This window comes from Cellulomonas sp. JZ18 (assembly GCF_009720485.1).
GTDB lineage: Bacteria > Actinomycetota > Actinomycetes > Actinomycetales > Cellulomonadaceae > Cellulomonas.
In genome coordinates, this window is the sequence record NZ_CP045245.1 from 1995550 (window position 1) to 2019870 (window position 24321).

General features: G+C 75.4%; 19 protein-coding genes and 1 pseudogene. 2 read left to right on the top strand and 18 right to left on the bottom strand.

What is annotated here, in order from left to right; genetic code table 11:
• Nucleotides 1–133: 133 nt before the first annotated feature.
• The 7 genes from pyrF to pyrR are packed head-to-tail and all read right to left on the bottom strand — an operon-like array spanning nt 134 to nt 9075.
• The gene (pyrF, locus tag GC089_RS09065; RefSeq protein WP_155377417.1) at nt 134–1003 is read right to left on the bottom strand and encodes an orotidine-5'-phosphate decarboxylase; all 870 of its coding nucleotides are present in this window, start codon (nt 1001–1003) and stop codon (nt 134–136) included.
• Nucleotides 1000–4341 (bottom strand): carbamoyl-phosphate synthase large subunit, encoded by a 3342-nt coding sequence (carB, locus tag GC089_RS09070; RefSeq protein ID WP_155377418.1) that lies wholly within the window; start codon nt 4339–4341, stop codon nt 1000–1002. Before carB ends, pyrF begins: the two co-directional genes overlap by 4 nt.
• Nucleotides 4341–5561, bottom strand: a complete 1221-nt coding sequence (gene carA / locus GC089_RS09075; RefSeq protein WP_155377419.1) for a glutamine-hydrolyzing carbamoyl-phosphate synthase small subunit — start codon at nt 5559–5561, stop codon at nt 4341–4343. The genes carB and carA overlap by 1 nt, the downstream gene beginning before the upstream one ends.
• Nucleotides 5558–6118, bottom strand: coding sequence for a hypothetical protein (locus GC089_RS09080; RefSeq protein ID WP_155377420.1), 561 nt, complete (start codon nt 6116–6118; stop codon nt 5558–5560). Before GC089_RS09080 ends, carA begins: the two co-directional genes overlap by 4 nt.
• Nucleotides 6118–7431 carry a dihydroorotase gene (locus GC089_RS09085; protein ID WP_155377421.1) on the bottom strand — a complete coding sequence of 438 codons (1314 nt, stop codon included), beginning with the start codon at nt 7429–7431 and terminating at the stop codon, nt 6118–6120. Before GC089_RS09085 ends, GC089_RS09080 begins: the two co-directional genes overlap by 1 nt.
• Nucleotides 7428–8471, bottom strand: coding sequence for an aspartate carbamoyltransferase catalytic subunit (locus tag GC089_RS09090; protein WP_155377422.1), 1044 nt, complete (start codon nt 8469–8471; stop codon nt 7428–7430). The genes GC089_RS09085 and GC089_RS09090 overlap by 4 nt, the downstream gene beginning before the upstream one ends.
• Nucleotides 8434–9075: a bifunctional pyr operon transcriptional regulator/uracil phosphoribosyltransferase PyrR gene (gene pyrR / locus GC089_RS09095; RefSeq protein WP_155377423.1), complete on the bottom strand. Its 642-nt coding sequence runs from the start codon at nt 9073–9075 to the stop codon at nt 8434–8436. Before pyrR ends, GC089_RS09090 begins: the two co-directional genes overlap by 38 nt.
• A gap of 131 nt (nt 9076–9206) precedes the next feature.
• On the opposite strand from pyrR, the gene GC089_RS09100 reads away from it, so the two are divergent.
• A complete protein-coding gene (locus GC089_RS09100; protein WP_230685167.1) occupies nt 9207–11495 on the top strand; it encodes a bifunctional diguanylate cyclase/phosphodiesterase in 2289 nt (762 codons plus the stop codon).
• Between the two features lie 80 nt (nt 11496–11575).
• Here the strand turns inward: GC089_RS09100 and nusB are convergent, their stop codons facing one another.
• The 4 genes from nusB to GC089_RS09120 all read right to left on the bottom strand — a co-directional run bounded on the left by nusB (nt 11576) and on the right by GC089_RS09120 (nt 13837).
• On the bottom strand, nt 11576–11992 hold the full coding sequence (gene nusB / locus GC089_RS09105) for a transcription antitermination factor NusB (protein ID WP_155377425.1): 417 nt from the start codon (nt 11990–11992) through the stop codon (nt 11576–11578).
• A gap of 1 nt (nt 11993) precedes the next feature.
• Nucleotides 11994–12557: an elongation factor P gene (gene efp / locus GC089_RS09110; RefSeq protein WP_155377426.1), complete on the bottom strand. Its 564-nt coding sequence runs from the start codon at nt 12555–12557 to the stop codon at nt 11994–11996.
• Between the two features lie 248 nt (nt 12558–12805).
• Nucleotides 12806–13231: a hypothetical protein gene (locus GC089_RS09115; RefSeq protein WP_155377427.1), complete on the bottom strand. Its 426-nt coding sequence runs from the start codon at nt 13229–13231 to the stop codon at nt 12806–12808.
• Between the two features lie 15 nt (nt 13232–13246).
• A complete protein-coding gene (locus GC089_RS09120; protein ID WP_155377428.1) occupies nt 13247–13837 on the bottom strand; it encodes a hypothetical protein in 591 nt (196 codons plus the stop codon).
• A gap of 92 nt (nt 13838–13929) precedes the next feature.
• On the opposite strand from GC089_RS09120, the gene GC089_RS09125 reads away from it, so the two are divergent.
• Nucleotides 13930–15915, top strand: coding sequence for a DUF6541 family protein (locus GC089_RS09125; protein ID WP_155377429.1), 1986 nt, complete (start codon nt 13930–13932; stop codon nt 15913–15915).
• Between the two features lie 9 nt (nt 15916–15924).
• Here the strand turns inward: GC089_RS09125 and aroB are convergent, their stop codons facing one another.
• The 7 genes and pseudogenes from aroB to GC089_RS09165 all read right to left on the bottom strand — a co-directional run bounded on the left by aroB (nt 15925) and on the right by GC089_RS09165 (nt 24320).
• On the bottom strand, nt 15925–17073 hold the full coding sequence (gene aroB / locus GC089_RS09130; RefSeq protein ID WP_155377430.1) for a 3-dehydroquinate synthase: 1149 nt from the start codon (nt 17071–17073) through the stop codon (nt 15925–15927).
• Nucleotides 17070–19363, bottom strand: a pseudogene (locus tag GC089_RS20035) (shikimate kinase). Before GC089_RS20035 ends, aroB begins: the two are co-directional and overlap by 4 nt.
• Nucleotides 19364–19499: 136 nt before the next feature.
• Complete coding sequence (gene aroC / locus GC089_RS09145) at nt 19500–20717, bottom strand: chorismate synthase (protein WP_155377431.1); 1218 nt, start codon at nt 20715–20717, stop codon at nt 19500–19502.
• Between the two features lie 110 nt (nt 20718–20827).
• Entirely contained in the window at nt 20828–21649 is an 822-nt protein-coding gene (locus GC089_RS09150; RefSeq protein WP_155377432.1) for a hypothetical protein, read from the bottom strand.
• Between the two features lies 1 nt (nt 21650).
• Complete coding sequence (locus tag GC089_RS09155) at nt 21651–22340, bottom strand: fimbrial assembly protein (RefSeq protein ID WP_155377433.1); 690 nt, start codon at nt 22338–22340, stop codon at nt 21651–21653.
• A complete protein-coding gene (gene pilM / locus GC089_RS09160; RefSeq protein ID WP_230685168.1) occupies nt 22337–23257 on the bottom strand; it encodes a type IV pilus assembly protein PilM in 921 nt (306 codons plus the stop codon). Before pilM ends, GC089_RS09155 begins: the two co-directional genes overlap by 4 nt.
• A gap of 178 nt (nt 23258–23435) precedes the next feature.
• Nucleotides 23436–24320 (bottom strand): A24 family peptidase, encoded by an 885-nt coding sequence (locus tag GC089_RS09165; protein WP_370514099.1) that lies wholly within the window; start codon nt 24318–24320, stop codon nt 23436–23438.
• Between the last annotated feature and the right edge of the window lies 1 nt (nt 24321).

Sequence of the window (24321 nt, forward strand, 5' to 3'; positions counted from 1 at the left end):
CGTCACTGGGCCGGTGATCCTCGTCGCCGAAGCAGGGATCGGTGGGATCGAACCTAGCGACGCGGATGCGTGTCGGCAACGCGGCGGGGGTCGCGTGTCGCGCCGCGACCTGCGACGACGGTCGCCCGCACCGTCAGCGCAGGGCGGCCGCGGCCTCGGCGGCGGCCCGGCGCGCGGCGGACCGCAGCGCCTCCCGGTCGGGACCCGCCGCGAGCACGGCGCGCGAGGACGACGCCAGGACCTGCCGGCGGGCGGGGCCGAAGACGCGGGCGAGCTCGGCGGCGCCCGCGCCCTGCGCGCCGACCCCCGGTGCGAGCAGCGGTCCGTTGACCCGCTCGAGGTCCACCCCGGCACGCTCCGCGGCGTCCCCGACCGTCGCGCCCACGACCAGGCCGACCGAGCCCAGCGGCCGCTCCCCCGCGTTCAGTGCGGCGGCACGCGCCGCCACGGTGGCGGCGACCGTCGGCCCGTCCTGCGTGCGCGCGTGCTGCACCTCGTGCCCCTCCTTGTTGGAGGTCAGGCACAGGACGAACAGGCCCCGCCCCGTGGCGTGCGCGAGGTCGACGGCCGGGTCGAGAGAGCCGAACCCCAGGTAGGGCGAGACCGTCAGCGCGTCCCCGGCGAGCGGGGAGCCGTCGCGCAGGAACGCGTCGGCGTACGCGCCCATGGTCGAGCCGATGTCGCCCCGCTTGGCGTCCACGACGACGAGCGTGCCGGCCTCGCGGCCCCCCGCGACGACCTCCTCGAGCACCGCGAGGCCGGCGGAGCCGTGCCGCTCGAAGAACGCCGCCTGCGGCTTGACCGCGGCGACCCGCCCGGCGACCGCGTCGAGGACGGTGAGCGCGAACGTCCGCAGACCCGACGCGTCGTCGGCGAGCCCCCAGTCGGCGAGCAGGGTCGCGTGCGGGTCGATGCCGACGCAGAGCGGCCCGTGCGCGTCCATGGCCGCGGCCAGGCGCGCCCCGAAGGGCGCACCCGGTCCGCGCGTGGTGCTCGTGGTCACGCCGCTCCCCCGGCCGCCGCCTGCGTCAGCTCGCGTCGGCGCGCGTGCGCCGCCTGCTCGTGCTCCTGCAGGCTCGTGACGCGGAACGGGCCGGACCGGGCCGCGTCGATGGCCTGCACCGCGGCGCCGAGCTGCTGCACGGTGGTGATGATCGCCTTGTCGGCCGCCGTCGTGGCCGCGCGGATCTCGTAGCCGTCGGCGCGGGCGCCCTGGCCGGACGGGGTGTTGACGACCATGTCGACCTCGCCGCTCGTGATGAGGTCGACGATCGTGGGCTCCCCGGCCGGCCCGCGGCCCGCCGAGTGCTTGCGCACGACGCGCGAGGCGATGCCGGAGCGGCGCAGCACGGCGGCCGTCCCCTCGGTCGCGAGCACCTCGAAGCCGAGCTCCTGCAGGCGCTTGACCTCCAGCACGATGGAGCGCTTGTCGCGGTCGGCGACGGAGATGAACACCGTGCCGGACTGCGGCAGGCCGCCGAAGGACGCCTCCTGCGACTTCGCGAACGCGGTCGGGAAGTCGACGTCGAAGCCCATGACCTCACCGGTCGAGCGCATCTCCGGCCCGAGGACGGTGTCGACCACCGTGCCGTCGGCCGTCCGGAACCGCTTGAACGGCAGGACGGCCTCCTTCACGGCGATGGGGGCGTCGAGGTCGAGCGTGCCCGCGTCGACGTCCGGCAGGACGCCGTCCGCGCGCAGCTGCGCGATCGAGCGGCCCGCCATGACGAGCGCGGCCGCCTTCGCGAGCGAGACACCGGTGGCCTTCGAGACGAACGGCGCCGTGCGGGACGCGCGCGGGTTCGCCTCGAGCACGTAGAGGACGTCGGAGACGAGCGCGAACTGGATGTTCAGCAGCCCGCGCACCCCGACACCGCGGGCGATCGCCTCGGTCGACGTCCGGATGCGCTCGAGCTCGGCCGCCGAGAGCGTGATCGGCGGCAGCGCGCACGCCGAGTCGCCCGAGTGGATGCCCGCCTCCTCGATGTGCTCCATGACGCCCCCGAGGTACAGCTCGGTGCCGTCGTAGAGCGCGTCGACGTCGATCTCGATCGCGTCGTCCAGGAACCGGTCGATGAGCAGCGGCGGCAGCGACGCGCGCGTGCCCGCCGCCTCGGCGAGCGCCCGCTCGACGTACTCGGTCAGCTGGTGCTCGTCGTACACGATCTCCATGCCGCGGCCGCCCAGCACGTACGACGGGCGCACGAGCACGGGGAAGCCGATCCGGCGGGCCGTCTCGCGGGCGCCCTCGAGCGTCGTCGCGGTGCCGAAGGCCGGCGCCGGCAGCCCGGCCGCCTCGAGCACCTTGCCGAACTCGCCGCGGTCCTCGGCCGCGTCGATCGCCTCCGGCGGGGTCCCGAGGATGGGCAGGCCCGCGTCGGCGAGGCGCTGCGCGAGCGACAGCGGCGTCTGGCCGCCGAGCGTGACGATCAGGCCCGCGACGGGCCCCGCGGCCAGCTCGGCCTCGTAGACCTCGAGCACGTCCTCGAACGTCAGCGGCTCGAAGTACAGGCGGTCGGAGGTGTCGTAGTCCGTGGAGACGGTCTCGGGGTTGCAGTTGACCATCACGGTCTCGTACTCGCCCTTGAGCGCCAGCGCGGCGTGCACGCAGGAGTAGTCGAACTCGATGCCCTGGCCGATGCGGTTCGGCCCCGACCCGAGGATGAGGATCGCGGGACGCTCGCGCGGCGCGACCTCCGTCTCCTCGTCGTAGGACGAGTAGTGGTACGGCGTGCGGGCCGCGAACTCCGCCGCGCAGGTGTCGACGGTCTTGTAGACCGGCCGGACGCCGAGCGCCCAGCGGGTGCGCCGCACGGCGTCCTCGCTCGTCTGCCGCAGGCTCGCGACCTGGGCGTCGGACAGGCCGTGCCGCTTCGCGTGCGCGAGCACCTCGCGGGTCAGCGCGGGCGCGGCCGCGGTCTCGGCCGCGACCTCGTTCACGAGCTGGACCTGGTCGAGGAACCACGGGTCGATGCCCGTGCGCGCGTACACCTCGTCGACCGCGACGCCGGCGCGCAGCACCTGCTGCACGTCGATGAGCCGGTGCTCGGTGGGCCGCGCGATCGACTCGACGAGTCGGTCGAGCTCCTCGCCCGTCGCGGGCTCGCCGTCCCAGTGGAACGTCGAGCCCTTCTTGTCGATCGAGCGCATCGCCTTGCCGAGGGCCTCGGTGAAGTTGCGCCCCATGGCCATGGCCTCGCCGACCGACTTCATGGTGGTCGTGAGGGTGTCGTCCGCCGCGGGGAACTTCTCGAACGCGAACCGGGGCACCTTGACGACCACGTAGTCGAGCGTCGGCTCGAACGACGCGGGCGTGGAGCCGGTGATGTCGTTCGTGATCTCGTCGAGCGTGTAGCCGACCGCGAGCTTGGCGGCGATCTTCGCGATCGGGAAGCCGGTCGCCTTCGACGCGAGGGCGGACGAGCGCGAGACGCGCGGGTTCATCTCGATGACGATGATGCGGCCCGTGTCCGGGTGGACGGCGAACTGGATGTTGCAGCCGCCGGTGTCGACGCCGACCTCGCGGATCACGGCGATGCCGATGTCGCGCATGCGCTGGTACTCGCGGTCCGTGAGCGTCAGCGCGGGCGCGACCGTCACGGAGTCGCCGGTGTGCACGCCCACCGGGTCGACGTTCTCGATCGAGCAGACGACCACGACGTTGTCGTGCTTGTCGCGCATGAGCTCGAGCTCGTACTCCTTCCAGCCGAGGATGGACTCCTCCAGGAGCACCTCGGTGGTCGGCGAGTAGTGCAGGCCCTGACCGACGATCCGCCGCAGGTCCGCCTCGTCGTACGCCATGCCCGAGCCGAGGCCGCCCATGGTGAACGACGGGCGCACGACCATCGGGTAGCCGAGGTCCTCGGCGGCGACGAGCGCCTCGTCGACGGTGTGCACGATCGCCGAGCGCGCGGACTCCCCGCCGGCGATCTCGACGACGTCCTTGAACTGCTGGCGGTCCTCGCCCTTCTGGATGGCGGGGATGTTGGCGCCGATGAGCTCGACGTCGTACTCGGCGAGCACGCCGCCCTCGTCCAGCGCGATGGCCGCGTTGAGGGCGGTCTGGCCGCCCAGCGTCGGCAGGATCGCGTCGGGCCGCTCCTTGGCGATGATCGACGTGAGGACCTCGGTCGTGATCGGCTCGACGTAGGTGGCGTCGGCGAACTCCGGGTCGGTCATGATCGTGGCCGGGTTGGAGTTCACGAGGACGACCCGCAGGCCCTCCTCCTTCAGCACGCGGCACGCCTGCGTCCCGGAGTAGTCGAACTCGGCGGCCTGGCCGATGACGATCGGGCCGGAGCCGATGACGAGGACGCTGTGCAGGTCGTCGCGGCGGGGCATCAGGCGGCGCCCTTCTGGGAGTCGTGGAGGCCCGCGTCGTCGGCGGTGCCCTCGGGGTGACGGGTCATGAGGTCGACGAAGCGGTCGAAGAGGTAGGCCGCGTCGTGCGGGCCGGCGGCCGCCTCCGGGTGGTACTGGACCGAGAACGCCGGCAGGTCGAGCGCCTCGAGGCCCTCGACGACGTCGTCGTTGAGGTCGACGTGCGAGACGCGGACGCGGCCGTACCGGCCGCCGTCGAACGGTGCGACCGTCTCGGCGTCCAGCGGCGCGTCGACCGCGAACCCGTGGTTGTGCGCCGTGATCTCGACCTTGCCGGTCGTGCGGTCCATCACCGGCTGGTTCACACCGCGGTGGCCGTAGCGCAGCTTGTACGTGCCGAACCCGAGGGCGCGACCGAACAGCTGGTTGCCGTAGCAGATGCCGAAGAACGGGATCCGGCGGTCGAGCACGCCCCGCAGCAGGTCGATCTCGTGCCGCGCCGCGGACGGGTCGCCGGGGCCGTTGGAGAAGAAGACGCCGTCGGGGGCGAGCGCCAGGACCTCCGAGATCGACGACGTCGCGGGCAGCACGTGCACCTCGACGCCGCGCTCGGCCAGGCGCTGCGGGGTCATCGACTTGATCCCGAGGTCGACCGCCGCGACCCGCGCCACGGGCGCGTCGAGCGGCGTGCCGTCCGGGCCGAGCGCGGGCACCACGTACGCCGCGTCGACGCTGACCTCGCCCGCGAGGTCGGCACCCACCATCGCGGGGGCCGAGCGCACCTCGTCGAGGAGCTCGTCCACGGGCCGGCGGTCGCCGTGCCCGTCCACGAGCGCGTCGCCGGAGAACACGCCGGCGCGCATGACGCCGCGCTCGCGCAGGTGCCGGGTCAGGGCGCGCGTGTCGATGCCGCTGATGCCGACGACACCCTGCTCGGCCAGCTCGTCGTCCAGCGTGCGGCGCGAGCGCCAGCTCGAGGGACGGCGGGCGGGGTCGCGCACGACGAACCCGGCGACCCAGATGCGCCGCGACTCCGGGTCCTCGTCGTTGACGCCGGTGTTGCCGATGTGCGGCGCGGTCATCACGACGACCTGCCGGTGGTACGACGGGTCGGTCAGGGTCTCCTGGTAGCCCGTCATGCCCGTGTTGAAGACGATCTCGCCGAGCGTCCGGCCGGTCGCGCCGTAGGCCCGTCCGGTGAACGTGCGGCCGTCCTCGAGGACGAGGATCGCGTCGCTCATGCCTGCTCCTCCTGCGCCGTCGGCGCGCTGTCGTGGTCGGCGCCGCCGTCGCCACGCGCCCGCAGCAGGGAGCGGGCCGCGGTCAGCAGCAGCTCCTTGTCGGCGTCGTGGCGCACACGCAGCGCGGTGTCGAGGGCGGTGCCCGTGGTGAGGTCGGGCACCCACGTGAGGACGACGAGCCCCTCGGGCCCGACGAACTTGCCGGCCTGGCCGCGCGCGGTGCCGACGGCCGTCAGGCGGTCGGCGGCGACCCACAGGTCGCGGGCACCGGGGCGGTGCACCAGCACGCCGGCGTCGTGCACGGTGACGACCGCGGGGCTGCGGTCGCCGAGCCCGTGCGCGGCGACGCGGTCGAGCCAGTCGCCCGCGCGCGTCGAGGACACGTAGACGGCCTCGGCGGGCTCGGTCCTGGCGGGACCGGCGTCGGCGGGCACGTCGGGCAGCGTGGGTACGAGCAGGGCCGTCCGGCGCGTGCGGTTCCGCCACCCGGCCCGCATCCCCCACAGCGCCAGCGCGAGCAGCACCAGCAGGAGGGCCACCGAGAGCCACGTCGGCATCAGGCACCCACCCCGGCGCCCGCGTCGACGAGCACGCCGTCGAGCACCGTGGGACGACCGCGCAGGAACGTCGCGACGACGGCACCCGGCAGCTCCGTGCCGGCGAACGGCGAGTTCACGCTCGCGGTCGCCTGCCGCTCCGGCACGACCGTGCGCCGGGCGGACGGGTCGACCAGCGTGAGGTTCGCGGGCTCGCCCACGGCGATCGGCCGGCCCTGCCCGGCGACGCGGCCGATCGCGGCGGGCGTGTGCGACAGCACGCGGGCGACGGCCGTCCAGGTGAGCCGGCCCGTGTCGACCATCGTGGCCTGGACGACGGACAACGCGGTCTCCAGGCCGGTCATCCCGAAGGCCGCGGCCGCCCACTCGCAGTCCTTGTCCTCGCGCGTGTGCGGGGCGTGGTCGGTCGCGACGACGTCGATCGTGCCGTCCTCGAGGCCGGCACGGACCGCCTCGACGTCCTCCGCGGTGCGCAGCGGCGGGTTCACCTTGAAGCGCGGGTCGTAGCCGCGCGCCGACTCGTCGGTGAGCACGAGATGGTGGGGCGTGACCTCCGCGGTCACCGCGATCCCCCGCGCCTTCGCCCAGCGGACGATCTCGACCGACCCGGCCGTCGACAGGTGGCAGACGTGCAGCCGCGAGCCGACGTGCTCCGCGAGCAGCACGTCGCGGGCGATGATCGCCTCCTCGGCGACCGCGGGCCAGCCCGTCAGGCCGAGCTCGGCCGACACCACGCCCTCGTGCATCTGCGCGCCCTCGGTCAGGCGCGGCTCCTGTGCGTGCTGGGCGATGACGCCGTCGAACGCCTTGACGTACTCCAGGGCGCGGCGCATGAGCACCGGGTCGTGCACGCACTTCCCGTCGTCGGAGAACACCCGCACCGCGGCGGCCGACCGCGCCATCGCCTGCAGCTCCGCGAGCCGCTCCCCGGCGAGGCCGACCGTGACGGCGCCGACCGGCCGCACCTCCGCCCAGCCGGCGTCCCGGCCCAGCCGCCAGACCTGCTCGACCACACCGGCGGTGTCCTGCACGGGCGAGGTGTTCGCCATCGCGTGCACCGCGGTGAACCCGCCGGCGGCCGCGGCCCGCGTGCCGGACGCCACCGTCTCGGCGTCCTCCCGGCCGGGCTCGCGCAGGTGCGTGTGCAGGTCGACCAGCCCGGGCAGCAGGACCAGCCCGTCGCCGTCGACCACCGTCGCGCCGTCCGCCGAGGCGTCCGTCCCGAGGGCCGCGACGACCCCGTCCTCGACCCGGACGTCCGTGCGGTCGCCGCCCAGGGGCGCCACGCCCCGCAGCAGGTACGTCGTGCTCACGCGTGCACCCTCGTCTCGTCCGTGCGCACGCCCGTGCGCCCTTCCACGTCCTGCCCGGCGACGGCCGGCGCCGTCCGCGCGTCCCCGCCCGCCAGCAGCAGGTACAGCACCGCCATCCGGACCGCGACGCCGTTCGCCACCTGCTCGACGATCACCGCCCGCGGCGAGTCCGCCGCGTCGGCCGAGATCTCCAGCCCGCGGTTCATGGGCCCGGGGTGCAGGACCACCGCGTGGTCCGGCAGCACCGCGAGCCGACGCCCGTCGAGCCCGTACGCGCGGGTGTACTCGAGCGGGCTCGGGAAGTACCCGCCGCCCGCGCTCGACATCCGCTCGCGCTGGACGCGCAGCATCATGACCGCGTCGGGCCGCGTCGCGAGCGTCTCGTCCAGGTCGTAGGACACGTCGGCGGTCCAGGTGTGCGCGCCGACGGGCACGAGCGTCGGCGGTGCGACGAGCGTCACGCGCGCGCCGAGCGTGTGCAGCAGCTGCACGTTCGAGCGCGCGACCCGGCTGTGCAGCACGTCCCCGACGATCGCCACGTGCGCGCCCGCGAGGTCGCGACCGGTGGCGTCCGCACGACCGCCGTCACCCACGAGGTGGCGGCGCAGGGTGAACGCGTCGAGCAGCGCCTGCGTCGGGTGCTGGTGCATGCCGTCGCCCGCGTTCACGACCGCGCCGTGCGTCCAGCCCGCGTGCGCGAGCGTGTGCGGCGCGCCCGACGCGTGGTGGCGGATCACCACCGCGTCCGCCCCCATCGCCTGCAGCGTCAGGGCGGTGTCCTTCAGGGACTCCCCCTTGGAGACGCTCGACCCCTTGGCGGAGAAGTTGATGACGTCCGCGGACAGCCGCTTCGCGGCCGTCTCGAACGAGATCCGGGTGCGCGTGGAGTCCTCGAAGAAGAGGTTGACCACGGTGCGCCCGCGCAGCGTGGGCAGCTTCTTGATCTCACGGGCCTGCGTCGCGGCCATCTGCGCGGCGGTGTCGAGGACCAGCACCGCCTCGTCACGGCTCAGGTCCCCGGCGGAGAGCAGGTGCCTCATCGTCCGACCCCCGCGCACCCTCGATGACCACGGCGTCGCGGCCGTCCGTCTCCGCCAGCAGCACGCGGACCCGCTCGCTCGCGGCCGTCGGCAGGTTCTTGCCCACGTAGTCCGCGCGGATCGGCAGCTCGCGGTGGCCGCGGTCGACCAGGACGGCGAGCTGCACCGCGCGGGGGCGCCCGAGGTCGCTGATCGCGTCCAGCGCGGCGCGGATCGTCCGGCCCGAGAACAGCACGTCGTCGACGAGGACGACCACGCGTCCGTCCACACCGGCCGCCGGGAGCCGCGTGGTGCCGATCGGGCGGATCGGCTGCCGGGCCAGGTCGTCGCGGTGCATCGTCACGTCGAGGCTGCCGACGAGGTCGTCGGCCGCGACGCCCTCGACCTGCGCGAGCCGCGCCGCGAGGCGCTCGGCGAGCGGCAGGCCGCGGGTCGGGATGCCCAGCAGGACGACGTCGTCGACGCCCTTGTTGCGCTCCACGACCTCGTGCGCGATGCGGGTCAGTGCGCGGCCGATGTCCGCCGCGCCGAGGACCTCGGTCCCCGTGCCGTCCGGGACGGCGTCCGTGCGCCCGGACGCGGGCGCGGGTGTGCCAGTGCTCATGCGTGCGCTCCTTCCCCGCCTCACGGGACGGGCTTAAAGGGGGTGGCGGTGCCACCTTACCGGCCGCGGCGCCCCGCCACGTCACCCGGATGCCGTTCAACACGAGCGCACGGACGGCCGATGCGGAAGACGTGCTCGGTGACGTACCGCTGTGGACCACCGTCCTGCAGCTCCTCGCTGCCGGGCTGGTGGGTGGCTTCTGCGTGCTCCAGTGGGTGTGGTGGCGCGGCTCCCTGCGCGAGGACGGCTCGCAGTGGGCGGTCGCGCTCTCGGCGGCCATGTCGCTCATGCTGCTCACGGCGGGCGTCCGGGACGTCGCGCAGTCCGCGCCGGCGCGCGAGGCGCTCGGGTTCGTGCACGCGCAGCTCGTCGCCGCGGTGGTCCTGCTGTGCCTGCCGGCCACCCGCGCCTTCGGGGGCAAGGGCCCCCGCCTGACGCCGTGGGTCGTCGTCGCCGCCGGCCTCCTGGCCGTCCGCGCGCTGCTGTGGGCGCCCGCCGTGCGCGCCGCCGAGGACGGGGACCCGTCCGGCCGGGCCATGGCCGCCGGGCTGCTCTTCGTCGCCCTCGCGGTCACCGTCGGGTACGTCGTGGCGGCGCTCGGCGCCGCCCGGATCACCGGCGTCGGCTGGCTGCTCGTGGCCGCGGCCTCGCTGTCCGTCGTCCTGCTCACCGTCGGGCTCGTCCTGCCCGGCGTCGTGCACGCGGCGGCGCTCGGGGCGCTGTGGCCCCTCCCCCTCGCCGTCGGGCTGGAGTCGCTCGCGTTCGTGCGGCTGCTGCGCTCGCAGCTCACGGCGCGGCGACGCGAGCAGATGCGCGACGCGCTGGCGGCGGTCACGAACGCGGCGTGGTTCAGCCGGGACGCGGACGCGCTGCTCGAGCAGGCCTGCGAGGCGGCTCGCGCCGTCCTCGACGAGCCGGGCATCGAGGGCTCCCTGCGACCGCTGCAGCGCGACCGGTTCGTCGCGGAGCTGTTCCCGCCCGACCCCGCGCGGCTCGCCCCGCACGAGCGGACGTTCCTCGTCGACCTCTCCGTCGTGGTGGCCTCCGCCGCCGAGCGCTACGCGCTCACCGACCGGCTCTCCCGGGCCGCCGAGACGGACGCGCTCACGGGCCTGCCGAACCGGCGCGCCGCCGACCGGTACCTGCACGACACGCTCGAGCGGGCGGCCGTCGAGCGCACACGCGTGTCCGTCCTGTACTGCGACATCGACGGCTTCAAGGACGTCAACGACCGGCAGGGGCACGCGCAGGGCGACGAGCTGCTGCGCCGGACCGCCGACTACCTGCGCACGTGGAGCGACAGCGAGACGTACGTCGCCCGCCTCGCCGGGGACGAGTTCGCGGTCGTCGTCTCCCGGGCGCCCGAGGACGCCGACCTCGCGGACCTCGCCCGCCGGCTGCGCGCCGGCTTCGACGCGCGCGTCGGCAGCCCTGCGGGCCCGCACCTGACGTGCGGCGTCGCGACGTGGAACCCCGAGGAGGTCGTCGACGCCGACGCCCTGCTGCGGCACGCCGACGACGCGATGCTCGAGGCCAAGCGCGCGCGCAGCGGCCACCGCGTCTTCGACTCGGCGCTGCGCGCCCGCGCGGAGGACTCCCGCCGGCTGCGCGCCGCGCTCGAGCGCGCCGTCGCGGAGGACCGCATCACGGCGTGGTTCCAGCCGATCGTCGACGCGCGCAGCCTCGAGGTCGTCGGTCTCGAGGCCCTCGCCCGCTGGCAGGAGGGCGACAAGGTCGTGCTGCCCGAGCACTGGCTCGCACTGGCCGAGCAGACGGGCCTGGTCGTGCCGATCGGGCACGCGATGTTCCGTCAGGCGCGCCGCGCCCTGGACCGCCACCAGATGCCGGTGGCCGTCAACCTCTCGGCGCGCGAGCTGCACGAGGCGGACGTCCTCGAGCGCATCGACGAGGCGTGGGGCGGCGGCCTGTGGGAGCACCTGACGGTGGAGATCACCGAGAGCACGATGCTGCGCACCACGACGGCCGTGCCCGTGCTCTCGGAGCTGCGCGCACGGGGCGCGCGCATCGCGCTCGACGACTTCGGCACCGGGTTCAGCTCGCTGGCGCGCCTCGCCCGGCTCCCCGTCGACGTGCTGAAGATCGACCGGTCGTTCGTGCGGGAGGTGCGCACGCCCCGCGGCGCCGGGCCGGTGCGGGCGATCGTCGCGCTCGCGGAGCACCACGGGCTCGACGTCGTGGCGGAGGGCGTGGAGTCCGCGGGCGACCTGCAGGTCCTCGTCGAGCTCGGCGTGCGGCAGGCGCAGGGCATGTTCGTGGGCCGGCCGGCGCCGGGGCTGCCGGTGCGCGGTGCGCGGCCGACGCCCCGCTCGGACCTGCCGCGCCGTCCGCGCAGCCGCACCGTGCCGCGCCCGCTGCGCGTCGTCGGCGGCATCGACACCCACCCGCCGGACATGCTCTAGGGACGACGGACAGGCTCCAGGACGACGACGCGGGCGGTGCGACCCGGTGGGGTCGCACCGCCCGCGTCGTGGTGCGGCGGTCAGGCCAGCAGCGTCGGCTTCAGCTCGACGATGCGCCCGAGCAGACCGTTGACGAACGACGGCGACTCGTCGGTCGACAGCTCGCGGGCCAGGTGGACGGCCTCGTCGACCGCGACCGCGTCGGGCACGTCGTCGTTGTACAGGATCTCCCAGGTGCCGACGCGCAGGAGCGCGCGGTCGACCGCGGGCATGCGCGCGATCGTCCAGCCGTGCGCGTGCGTCGCCAGCACCTCGTCGATGCGCTCGAGGTGGGCGAGCACGCCCTCGACGATGTCGACGCTGTACTGCGGCAGCGCCGTCTCGGCGCCCGGCTCGACGACGCGCCGCGCGAGGAGCTCGCCGACCGCGACGCCGCGCTGGTCCGCCTCGAACAGCACGTCGAGCGCGCGCTTGCGCGCCTTGGTCCGGGCGCCCACGTCAGTCGTTCACGCGGCCGAGGTACGACCCGTCGCGCGTGTCAACCTTGACCTTCGTGTTCGCCTCGAGGAACAGCGGCACCTGGATCTCGTAGCCGGTCTCGAGCGTGGCCGGCTTCGTGCCGGCCGACGAGCGGTCGCCCTGCAGGCCGGGCTCGGTGTACGTGACCTCGAGGACCACCGACGGCGGGAGCTCGACGTAGAGCGGGACGCCCTCGTTCGTGGCGACGAGCGCGGTCTGCGACTCGAGCATGAAGTTCGCGGCCGAGCCGACCGTCGCGGCCGGGACGTGGAGCTGGTCGTACGTGTCCGTGTCCATGAACACGAAGTCGTCGCCGTCCTTGTACAGGTACTGCATGTCGCGCTTGTCGACGTTCGCCGTCTCGACCTTGACGCCGGCGTTGAACGTGCGGTCGACGACCTTGCCGGAGAGCACGTTCTTCAGCTTGGTGCGGACGAACGCGCCACCCTTGCCGGGCTTGACGTGCTGGAACTCGATGACGGTCCACAGCTGGCCGTCGATGCGCAGCACGGTGCCGTTCTTCAGGTCGTTGGTGGTCGCCACGAGCGTCGTTCTCCCAGTCGGTGGTCGGCGTGCGCGCCGGGCTCGGCGCGTGCGGCGCGCGTGCGCCGGGCACCCTCGGCGGCGGGTCCTGCGCGGCGCCTGGCCCCGGTGGGACCGGGGGCAGCGCGCCGACGGGACGACCACCCGGCCGCGGGCCGTCGTCCATCGTACCGGGTCGGGGACGACGCGCTCCCGGGCGCGGCGCGCGGGGCGCGGGGCGCGTGAGGGGCGGGCGCGTCAGGCGGGCGTCATGCGAGGAGCAGGCGGCCGGCGAACCCCACGAGCGACGCCCACACGAGGGAGGCGAGCGTGCCGATGACGAACCGCTCCGACGCCCCCGGGTTGTCCCGCAGCTCGGCGTACCGGCCCAGGCCCTTCACCGCGACGACGATCGCGGCACCCTCGGGCATCCCGGCGAGGATCGCCCCCGTGACGCCGAGCCGCTCGAGCAGGCCGATCCACGTGCCGCCGCGCAGGACGCGTCGTGCACCCGGGCCCTCTGGTCCGTCGCTGAGCGTGAGCGGGCCCGCCTGCGCCTGCGTGGTCGGCACGTCGCGCCCGGCGTCCGCGGAGCGCGAGGCGAGGTCGAGGACGAGGCGCGTGGCGTACCAGCCGCCGCCGGTCGACACGGCGAGGGCCGTGACCCAGACGAGGGCCTGCAGGGCGGGGTGCACGCGACGACCCTGGCGTCAGCCCTGCGCGGCCGTCAACAGACGCGCCGCGACGGGTCGCACGGCCTGCTCCTCCGCCCACAGCGCGGCGCGCAGCCGCTGGCTGACGGCCTGCTGCGTGACGCCCAGCGCCCGGGCGACCACCTCCTGGCCGTCACCGGCGCGGGCGGCGTCGACCGCCTCCCAGCCGCCCGCCGTGCGGCGGACCACGACCGCGCCGAGGAGCGTGAGCACGGCCTCGGCGTCCGCGGCCGCCGTGACGTCGACGCCGCGGACCGCGAGCGGCACCGGGCGCTGCCGGCTCTTCGCCGCCTCGACGGCGGCGCGCGCGAGCACGAACGCCTCCCCGGACGCGGCGCGCGGCGACGGCGGCAGCGGCTCGTGGACGGGGCCCGCCCCGACGCCGACGCTCCACCCGCCGACCCGGACGAGGTCGAGGACCAGCTCGACGACGTCGCGCGCGTCGTCGAGCACGCCCTGCACCTCGTCGCCGACGGTGCGCTCGAAGCCCCGCACGAGGCCGGGCGCGTCCGTCAGGTGCGCGAGCAGCTCGGGCACCCTGTCGGTGCCACGGCGGCTGCCACGCTGGTCGATGGTGAGCACGAACATGCGACAAGGTTGACGCCTTGTGTCGGGACGGTCAAGGTCACAGCCTTGTTCGCCTCCCTCAAGTCCCCGGTCGTCCCGTCCGATGCGAGGGCATGACGTGGACGGCAGCGGTCCCGACCGTCGCCGTCGGCCTCCTCGCGCTGTGGCTGCCCGGGACGCTCGTCGCCGCCTCGTGGGGCGTGCGCGGACGCCTGTGGCTGCTCGCCACCGCGCCGGTCCTGACGCTGGCCGTCTGCGGCGCGGTCCCCCTGCTCCTGCGCGGCCTGCCCGTGGCCTGGTCGTGGCCGGTCGCCGCCGGCGGCACCGTCGCCCTCGCGCTCACCGGGCTCGCGGTGCGGCGCTGGGTCGACCGGGCGCCCGTGCGGCGCACCGCGCGCCCGGCGGTCCACGCGGAGCAGGTCGCCCGCGCCCAGGTCCGGGAGCAGGTTCCGGCACAGGTCCCGGCACAGGTGCCGGGGTCGCCCCGGCGCGTCCCCACCGCCCTGCGCGTCGCGCTCCCCGCGGCCGCGGCGCTGCCGGCCGCCGTCGTCGCCCTCGCCCTCGGCCGACCGGACCGCCTGGTGTCCGGCTACGACGTGCCGGTGCACCTCAACGCCGTCGCCCTCGTGCGGCGCACCGGGGCGGCGTCCAGCCTCGACGTCAGCGCGGTCAACGACCCGGCGCTGCAGCCGCGCGAGGTCGACGCCGCGGCGTGGCACGCCCTGACGGCACTGCTGCCCAACACGGCACCCGCCGTCACGTTCCTGGTGAGCGTCCTGGTGGCCACGGTGGTCGTGTGGCCGCTCGCCACGACGGCCCTGACCGCGGCGACCTTCCCCCGCCGGCCGGCCCTGCTGCCGTGGGCGGCCCTCGCGAGCGTCGCGGGCGTCGCCGTCCCCGTCGAGCTCGCCCTCGGCTCCGGGGGCATGGTGCCGAACGGCGTCGCGCTGGCCGTGCTGCCGGCGGTGCTCGCGCTCGTGCTGCGCGCCGCCCGCGACCGCACCTGGGCCGCGGCCGGGCTGGCCGTCGTCGCCGCGGGCGGCCTCGCCCTCACCCACCCGCTGGGCCTCGTCTCGCTCCTGGTCGTCCTGCTGCCGGCCGCCGTGGCCGTCGCCACGCGGGCCGTCCGCACCCGTCCGCCCCTGCACCCGGTGCGCCTCGCCGTCCTCGTGGGGGCCGGTGCGCTGCCGCTGGCCGCGCTGCTCGTGTCGGCCCACCCGCGCATGTCCGGCGTCCTGCGGTTCGAGCCGGACGCGCCGCTGCCGCTCGCGAGCGCCCTCGGCGAGCTGCTCGGTGTCAAGGCGACGGGCGTCGGGCTCCCCGTCGCCGCACCCGTGGTGGTCGTCGCGCTCCTCGCGGCGTGGTGGTCGCGGCGCGTCCCGCACGCGCGGCCGCTGGCGGCGGCCGCCGCGCTGACCTTCGTGCTCCTCGCCTGCTCGATGTCGTCGGTCCCGGTGCTGACCGACCTGGACCGCCCCTGGTACGGCGAGCCGCGCCGCATCGCCCCCGTGCTGGCCGCGGTCCTCGTGCCCTTCGCGGCGCTCGGGCTGCGTGCGACGGCGCGCGCCGGCGCGGCGCGCCTGCGCCGGGTGGCGGGTCGCGCGTCCCTGCGGTCCCCCGCGCCGGCGGTCGTCGCCGTCGCCGTCCTGTGCGGGCTGCTCGGCGCCGGCGCGACCGCGCAGGACCTGCGCGACCGGCACGTCACGGGCCCCACCGCCGTCGCGGGCGACGCGGAGCTCGACGCCCTCACCACCGTCGACCGCGGACGCGTCGGCGACGCGGTGGTGGTCGGGGCGGCGCTCTCGGGCACCGCGCACCTGTTCGCGGTGACCGGGATCGACGTCCTGCCGCGCACGCCGTTCGCCGCCGACACCCCGCAATGGCGGTACCTGCGCACCCACCTCGACGAGCTCGCCCCCGGCAGTACGGCGTGCTCCGTCGCGGACGACCTAGGAGTGGGCTTCGTGTACGTCGACCCCACCGTGGCGCGTGCCGGCTCGGTCGACCCGCAGACGCGTCGCCTGCCGACCTCCGCGCTCACCCCGGTCCTGCACGCGGGGCCGGGGACGCTCTACGCGATCACCGGCTGCGCGGCCTGAGCCTGGCGCTCAGAGCTCGACGACGCCGCGGCCCGGTTCGGGGTCGGCGCTGATCTCCGCGTAGGCCGCCGCGAGCAGCGTCGGGTCGGGTCCCTCCAGCCGCACCGGCCGGCCGACGTCCTCGAGCACGACGAACCGCAGCAGGTCGCCGCGGGTCTTCTTGTCCCGGCGCATCGCCGCCACCAGCTGCTCCCAGCGGTCGCCGCGGTAGGTCACGGGCAGGCCGAGCGAGGTGAGCACCGCGCGGTGCCGTGCGACGACGTCCTCGTCGAGCCGGCCGGCGAGGCGGGCGAGCTCGGCGGCGAAGACCATGCCGACGGACACCGCCGCGCCGTGCCGCCACCGGTACCGCTCGACGTGCTCGATCGCGTGGCCCAGCGTGTGCCCGTAGTTGAGGATCTCGCGCAGCCCCGCCTCGCGCAGGTCCTCCCCCACCACGCGCGCCTTGACCGCGACGGCCCGCTCGACGAGCTCGAGCAGCACGGGTGAGGACGCCGCGGCGACGGGGTCCGTGAGCAGCGCGGTGTTCGCCTCGACGAGCTCGAGGATGCGCGGGTCGGCGATGAAGCCCGCCTTGACGATCTCCGCCAGCCCCGCGACGAAGTCGTGCCGGTTCATCGACTCCAGGGCCGCGAGGTCGCACAGCACCCCCGCGGGCGGGTGGAACGCGCCGACGAGGTTCTTGCCCTCGGCCGTGTTGATGCCCGTCTTGCCGCCGACGGCCGCGTCGACCATCGCGAGCACGGTCGTCGGCACGTGCACGACGCGCACGCCGCGCAGCCACGTCGCGGCGACGAAGCCCGCGAGGTCGGTCGTCGCACCGCCGCCCAGGCCCACGACGGCGTCGCTGCGCGTGAAGTCCGCCTGCCCGAGCACCTGCCACAGGAACGCCGCGACCTGGGCGGTCTTCGCCTCCTCGGCGTCGGGGACCTCGGCGAGGAAGACCTCGTACCCCTGGGCGAGCAGGTCCTCGCGGACCGCGTCGGCGGACGCGGCCAGGGTCGGGGGGTGCACGACGAGCACCCGCCGCACCGACGTGCCGAGCAGCGCCGGCAGGTGGGCCAGCAGGTGCCGGCCGACGACCACGTCGTACGGCTGCTCCCCCGCCACCGTGACCGTGCGCGTCCCCGCGCCCTCGGGCGTCGCCGTCGTGCTCACCGCTCCTCCTCGCCGCCGTCGCCGACGCGCACGTCGGCGAGGGCCTTCTCGATCGCCTCCGCCACGTCGGCCGGACGCACGCCGTCGGTCGGCACCCGCACGGTGGCGACCTCCTCGTACACGGGGCGGCGGGCGTCCATCAGCGCCTGCCACTGGGCCCGCGGGTTGCCGAGCAGCAGCGGGCGCGAGCGGTTCAGCCCGACCCGCGGCGCGGCGTGCGCGAGCGACACGTCGAGGAACACGACCACCCCGCCGGCGTCCCGGTAGGACGCCAGCGCGGCCCGGGTGTCCTCGTGCAGGACCGCCCCGCCCCCAGCGCGAGCACCCCGTCGTGCGTCGCGAGGGCCGCGAGGACGGCGTCGCGCTCGAGCGCGCGGAAGTGCGGCTCGCCGTCGTCGACGAAGATCTCGCCGATCGGCTTGCCGGCGGTCCGCTCGACGTCCGCGTCGGTGTCCCGCACCGCGAGCCGCCAGCGCTCGGCGAGCGCGGCGGCGACGGTCGACTTGCCCGCCCCGGGCGGACCGACGAGCACGACACGGGGACGTGGGGACGCTGCGGGCACGGACGGCAGGGTAGCCGTCGACGCGCGGGCGGGCGCCGGTGGTCCGCGGGCCGTGCCACGGACCACCGGCGCCACCGGTCGTGCCCGTGCGTCAGGCCGGCACGCCGCCCCCGGCACGCCGCCCTGCGGGGCGCCGTCGGTCGGCCGGTCGTCGGTGCGCTCGTCGCCCGGCCCGCGCGGTGCCGGGGTCGGACCGAGCCCGTGCCCCGCCACGCGCAGCAGCGCCGGCACGTCGAAGTCGCCGTCCTCGCCCAGGAAGGGCCGCCACGTCGGCTCGTTGCGCAGCCATGACGACGGGTCGGCCGCGAGCAGCCCGAGGAACACCTCGCCGACGATCGTCCCGCCCACCTGGCCGAGGTGCTCCCCACCGGCCTGCACCTGCGCCTCGCGCAGGACGTAGTACCAGAGGGGTGCAGGTCGGCCGTCGAGCCCGATCTCGTCCTCGGTGAGCATCGCCGCGCCCATCCGTGCCGCCACCGCCTGGCCCGAGGGCAGCAGCAGGCGGGCACCGCGCGTGAGGTTGCGCAGGGTCAGGGACGGGACCTGGCCGCCGATCTCCGGCGGCAGGGCCTTGAGCGGGTTCGCGAGCTGGGTGTCGATGCGCCGCGAGAGCTGCAGGGCGTCGCTGCCCGCGCCGTCCACCTCGAAGAAGCGCGCCCACTCGACCGTCCAGAACCGGGGCAGCGGACGGAACCCGCCGAACTGTCCGAGCGGGTCCGAGGTGACCGACTGCGGCGTGAACGTGGGCAGTCCCGGCACCGCCTCGGGGTCGGCCGGGTCGGGCGCTCCCACGACCGAGTTCAGCCGGTAGCGCCCCCGCACCTGCGAGTGCCCGAACCGGTACGCCGCGACGGAGAACTCGACCGGCATGTACGGCCCCGAGCGCCACGTGAAGTGCCGCAGGACCGGCCGCGGGACCCCCTCGCTCTCGTCCAGGAGCCGGGCGAACAGCGCGTCCCCGACGGTGCGGCGCAGGAAGTCGTGCACCACCACCCACTGGTAGTGCCAGCGCACGATCCGCTGGGCGGTCTCGAACGGCGTCTCGCTCCCCCGCGCCAGGTGCGGGTCGTCCAGCACGCGGTCCATCACCGCGTTGTGGAACTTGACCATCGTCAGCTGCAGCTGACTGACGAAGGTGTTCTCGTCGTTGCGCGGGTCGCCGATGAGCGCGACCCCCTGGCTGTTGCGCGGCAGGTCGTCGTCGAGGCCGTTCGACCCGACGAGGAGCTTGGCCGCCCCCGCGACCTGGCTGTCCTGGTCGTACAGGAACGGGTCGTCGGCCGGGCCGCGCCCGTAGACGCAGTCGAGGTCGAAGCGCGGGCTGCGGAAGTTGGTGAGGGCGTCCGGGTCGTTCTGCCGGGTCAGGCTCGACACGGGGTCGAACGTCAGGTCGTGGTCGACGAACTGGCCCAGGTACGTGTAGCCGGACGGGATGCGCGGGTTGTCCAGCGTCGGGTCGCCGCCGGACCGGCCCTCCTCCATGAGGGCGGCCACGTCCTGGATCTCGGCGTCCGACGGCACGTACGGGGGCAGCCGGAACATGCGGCCGAAGCGCCCCTCGTGCAGCGTCGACAGGGGCAGGTACTGCAACCCGCGCTGGTCGTAGCCGTGGCCCCGTGCGGGCCTTCTGCCGTAGCCCAGGCCGTGCGCGGACGTGCCCGCTGCCGCGAGCTGCTCGGCGGTCCGCGGAGCGGTGTGTGCGTCGGGGCGGTGCTGTTCGAGCGTCATGGTCCCCCAGACCTGGTCCGGCCGTCGCGGGAGCGGCGGCTCGTGGACAGGAGGACCCGGGGGCGCCGGGTGATACCGGCCCGTGCCGGGGTCGCTGCGGCGGGCGTGCCGCCGCACCGACCTCGGCGTCAGCTGCTCAGCGCAGGAGCTCGGGCACCGACGCGAGGTAGGCGTCGAGGTTGCGGCGGACCTCCGCGACCGAGTCGCCGCCGGTCTTCTCCAGCAGGGTCTGCGCGACGACGAGCGCGACCATCGCCTCGGCGACGACGGCGGCCGGCGGGACCGCGCACACGTCGGAGCGCTGGTGCTGGGCCTTCGCCGGCTCCCCCGTCGCCGTGTCGACCGTGTCGAGCGCACGCGGCACGGTCGAGATCGGCTTCATCGCGGCACGCACGCGCACGACCTCGCCGTTCGACATGCCGCCCTCGATGCCACCCGCGCGGTTCGTGCGGCGCACGATGCGGCCCGTCGCGTCGCGCTCGATCTCGTCGTGCGCCTGCGACCCGCGGCGCGCCGCCGTGCGGAAGCCGTCGCCGACCTCGACGCCCTTGATGGCCTGGATGCCCATGAGGGCGGCGGCGAGGCGGGCGTCGAGGCGCCGGTCGGCCTGCACGTACGTGCCGACGCCCGCGGGCAGCCCGTGCACCAGGACCTCCACGACGCCGCCGAGGGTGTCCCCGTCCTTGTGGCACTGGTCGATCTCGGCGACCATCGCGGCCGACGTCTGCGGGTCGAAGCACCGCACCGGGTCCGCGTCGAGCGCGGCCACGTCGTCGGGCGTCGGCGCCGGCGCGTCCTGCGGGACCGACACGGGGCCGATGCCGACGACGTGCGAGACGAGCCGCACGCCCGCGGCCTGCTCGAGGAAGTGCGCGGCGACCGTGCCGAGCGCCACGCGGGTGGCGGTCTCGCGGGCGCTCGCCCGCTCCAGCACCGGGCGCGCGTCGTCGAAGCCGTACTTGCGCATCCCGACGAGGTCCGCGTGGCCGGGGCGCGGCCGCGTCAGCGGCCGGTTGCGCGCGATCTCCCGCACGTCGCCGGTACCGGCGTCGATCGTCAGCGCCTCGGCCGGCACCGGGTCCGCGGACATCACGTCGGTCCACTTGGGCCACTCGCTGTTGCCGACCTCGATCGCGACCGGGCCGCCCTGCGTCAGGCCGTGCCGCACCCCGCCGAGCAGCCGGACCTCGTCCTGCTCGAACTTCATCCGGGCGCCCCGGCCGTAGCCCAGCCGGCGCCGCGCGAGCGCGGCCTGGATGTCGGGGGTGCGGACCTGGACGCCGGCCGGCAGGCCGTCGAGGATGCCGACGAGCGCGGGACCGTGCGACTCGCCGGACGTCAACCAACGGAGCATGAGGGGGATCCTCCCACGTGGCCGTGACCGGTCGTCACGGCGTCCCTACGGCGGACAGCAGCACGCGGCCCGCACGTGGGGACGTGCGGGCCGCGTGCTGCGTCCGGGGCTCAGCTCGTCGTGGCGGCGCCCGCCTCGGCGACCACGCGCGGGTCGGTGCCCGCCGGGAGCGGCGCGAGCGGGGTCTCCTCGGTGGGCTCCGCGGGGGTCGCGCCGTCGAGCGGGGCCAGCGCGTAGACGTACCCCGTCAGCAGCAGCTCGACGTCGCCCTGGTTGATCGCCGGGCGTCCGTTCTCCGGTGCCGCTGCCTGCAGCCCCTTGCCCGAGTACTGCGTCACGAGGAAGAGCCGCTCGGTGCCCGTCTGGAGCTGCTCGACGAACGCCAGCGCGTTGGGGACCGGACCGACGACCGTGATCTTCAGCTGCACGCCCGCCATGCCCTCGACGGGTGCGGGACCGGCGGGCGCCGGGGCCGCCGCCGGGTCGGCGGCGCCGTCCGCCGGCGCCTCGCCGCCCTCCGTCCCCTCCGCGGGCGCCTCCGCCGGCGCGGCCTCGGCGACCGGGGCCTCGGCGGGGGCGGCGGGTGCGATGCCCTCGGGCGTGGACGCGTCCAGGCCGACGATCGTCACGCCCGTGGCCTCCGCCGCCGCCTGGAGCGTGCGCGTGTACTCCGCCATCTGCGCGTCGCCGGGGATCTGACGGCCGATGGCGGCCAGGTCCGCCTTCGTCGCGTCGAGCTGCGCGGCCTGCTGCACCAGACGGTCCAGCTGGGCCTGCAGCTGCGCGTTCCGGTCCTCGGCGGCGGCCGTCTCCGTGCGCGCCGTCGCGGCCGAGGCGAGCGTCGGCGAGATCGCGAGGAACCACGCGAGCGCCGCGACGAGCACGGACAGCACGATCGTGCCGCCGACCCAGGGGGTGGACTTCGTGTTCATGTCACTCCTCCGGGGCGAAGCGGTCGGCGTAGGCGTCGGCCGAGACGAGCACGCGGCTCGTGTAGCCGTAGACGGGCTGGCCGTCGAACTCCTCGACGGTCGCGCTGCTCACCCACGCGCCGTGGAAGCCGGGCACGGCGTTGAGGGCGTCCGTCCAGGCAGCGGTGTCGACCAGCTGCGACGCCTTCGCCGTGAAGGTGAGGGTGGCCACCGACGGGTCGTCCAGCGGGCTGGCCGGTGCGCCGGGCGCGAGCATCGGCGTCGCCCCGTCCATGGCGAAGGCGGTGAGCCCGACCCCCTCCGGCATGACCGTGCCCACGGCGCGCAGGTACGGCGCCCACAGGATCTCGGTCGACATGCCCAGCGTCCGTGCCGCCGTGGCGCGGTCCAGCTCGGCCAGCACCTGGGGCACCTCCGAGTACTTCGCCTGCTCCTGCAGCAGGCGCGTGGTCTCGTCCTCGGCGCGGGTCTGCTCCGCACGCGCGTCGTTGAGCGACACGACCGCCGCGCCGTAGCCGACGACGGCGAACGCGACCACGCCCACGAGGACCGCGAGCAGGCGCCGCTTGAGGCCCCGCAGGCGCTGGCGCTGGGTGTACTCGGGCGGGAGCAGGTTGACCTGCGGCACCGCCGGCACGCCCACCGTCGCCGGCCGCCGCGTCCCGACGGACCGGGTGAGGATCGAGCTCATGCTGCTGCTCCCATCGCGAGTCCGAGCGCGATCGCGAGCGTGTGCTGCTCCTCCGCGAGGCGGTCGGACGCCACGCCGCGCGCGACCTCGACGTTGTCGAGGGGCTGCCCGGCGCTGACCGGCAGGCGGGTCGCCGTGGACAGGTACTGCCCGAGCCCCGGCAGGTGCGAGGCGCCGCCCGTGAGGAACACGTGCTCGACCCCCTCGCCGGGGTGGCTGCTCGCGTAGTACACGAGCGTGTTGCGGACGGCCTCGACCAGTGCCGAGACGACCGTGGTGATCTGCTCCGCCGCGCGCTGGTGCTCGGGCGCGGTCGCGAAGCCGACGCCGATCGCGCGCTTGGCGACCTCGGCCTGGTCGAGCGGGATCTGCAGCGCCGCGGCGACGGCCTCGGTCACGTCCTGGCCGCCCGACGGCAGCATGCGGACCATGCGCGGCACGCCCCGCGTCACCACGGCCACGGTCGTCACCCGGGCGCCGACGTCCAGCACGGCCACCGTGTGCTCGAGCGCCTCACCGCGCGCCATGACGCGCGCGAGGGCGAACGCGCTGAGGTCGACGACCGTCGGACGCAGGCCCGCCACCTCGACGGCGGCCGTGTTGGCGCCGACCGTGTCCTTCGTGGCGGCCACGAGCAGACCCTGCATGACGTCCCCGCCCTCGCCCTGGCGCACGCCGGTGGGCAGGTAGTCGAGGATCGCGTCGTCGACGGCGACGGGGATGAGGTCGGCCACCTGGAACGGCAGCGACGAGCGCACCTGCGCCATCGGCATCGCCGGCAGGTCGAGGTCGCGCACCACGACGCGCTGGTTCCCGACGCCGATGACGACCTGCTTGCCGCTGAACTTGTGCTCGGCCCACATCCGCTTGATGGTGCTGCCGACGGTCTGGCGCTCCACGACCTCGCCCTCGCGCACGGCGCCGGGGGCAGCTGGGCGACGGCCAGGCGGACGAGCCGCGGCCGGGCCGTCATCGACGGCCCCCCGCTCCCGAACTCGAGCTCGGCGGCCCGGACGTGGGTGGTCCCGATGTCCAGTCCGATCACACGTGTCTTGGCCACGTGGCATCCCTTCGTGCGGCGCGACGACGACTGCTCTATCGGCGTGCGGGGGCGACGCCTTGAGCACAAGCCCGGATCGCGCAGGCGCGACCGGTCGGGAAGGACGCGCCCGCGCGGGTGGGCTCAGACCAGGAGCGCGGCGTCGAGGTACCCGCGCCACAGCTGCTCGCCGAGCACGAGACCGAGCGCGCACCCGACGAGCATCCACGGCCCGAACGGGACGCCCGACCCCTTCCCGGCACGCCGGAGCGCGACGAGGACGAGCGCGTAGAGCCCCCGCACACGAACGCCGCGAAGGCGCCGACGAGCAGCGCCCCCCAGCCCACCCAGCCGAGGTACATGCCGAGCACGCCGGCGAGCTTGACGTCGCCGAAGCCCATGCCGCGCGGGTAGACGAGGACGAGCAGGAAGTAGGACGTCCACAGCGCGGCGCCGCCCACGACCGCGCGCAGCAGCGCGCCCCAGTCGCCCGTGCCGGCCGCCGCCACGGCCAGGAGCACCGCGACGACGACGTACGACGGCAGCACGATCGCGTCGGGCAGGCGGTGCGTGTCGAGGTCGATGAGCGCGAGCGCGACGCCGATCGCGACGAGGTAGGCCACCGCGGGCAGCAGCCAGAGCCCGTCGTCGCGCGTCAGCGTCCAGGCGGTCGCGGCCACGAGCAGCACGGCCGTGCCTGCCTCGACCAGCGGGTAGCGCACCGCGATCGGCTCCCCGCAGTCGCGGCACCGGCCGCGGAGCAGCAGCCAGCCGAGCACGGGCACGTTGTCCCGGTGACGGATGAGGTGCCCGCACCGGGGGCACGCGCTCGGCGGCCGCACGACGGACTCACCGCGCGGCACCCGCCAGACGACGACGTTGAGGAACGACCCGACGGCGAGCCCGAGGACCGCCGCGAGGACGAGGAGCGGGAGGGTCACA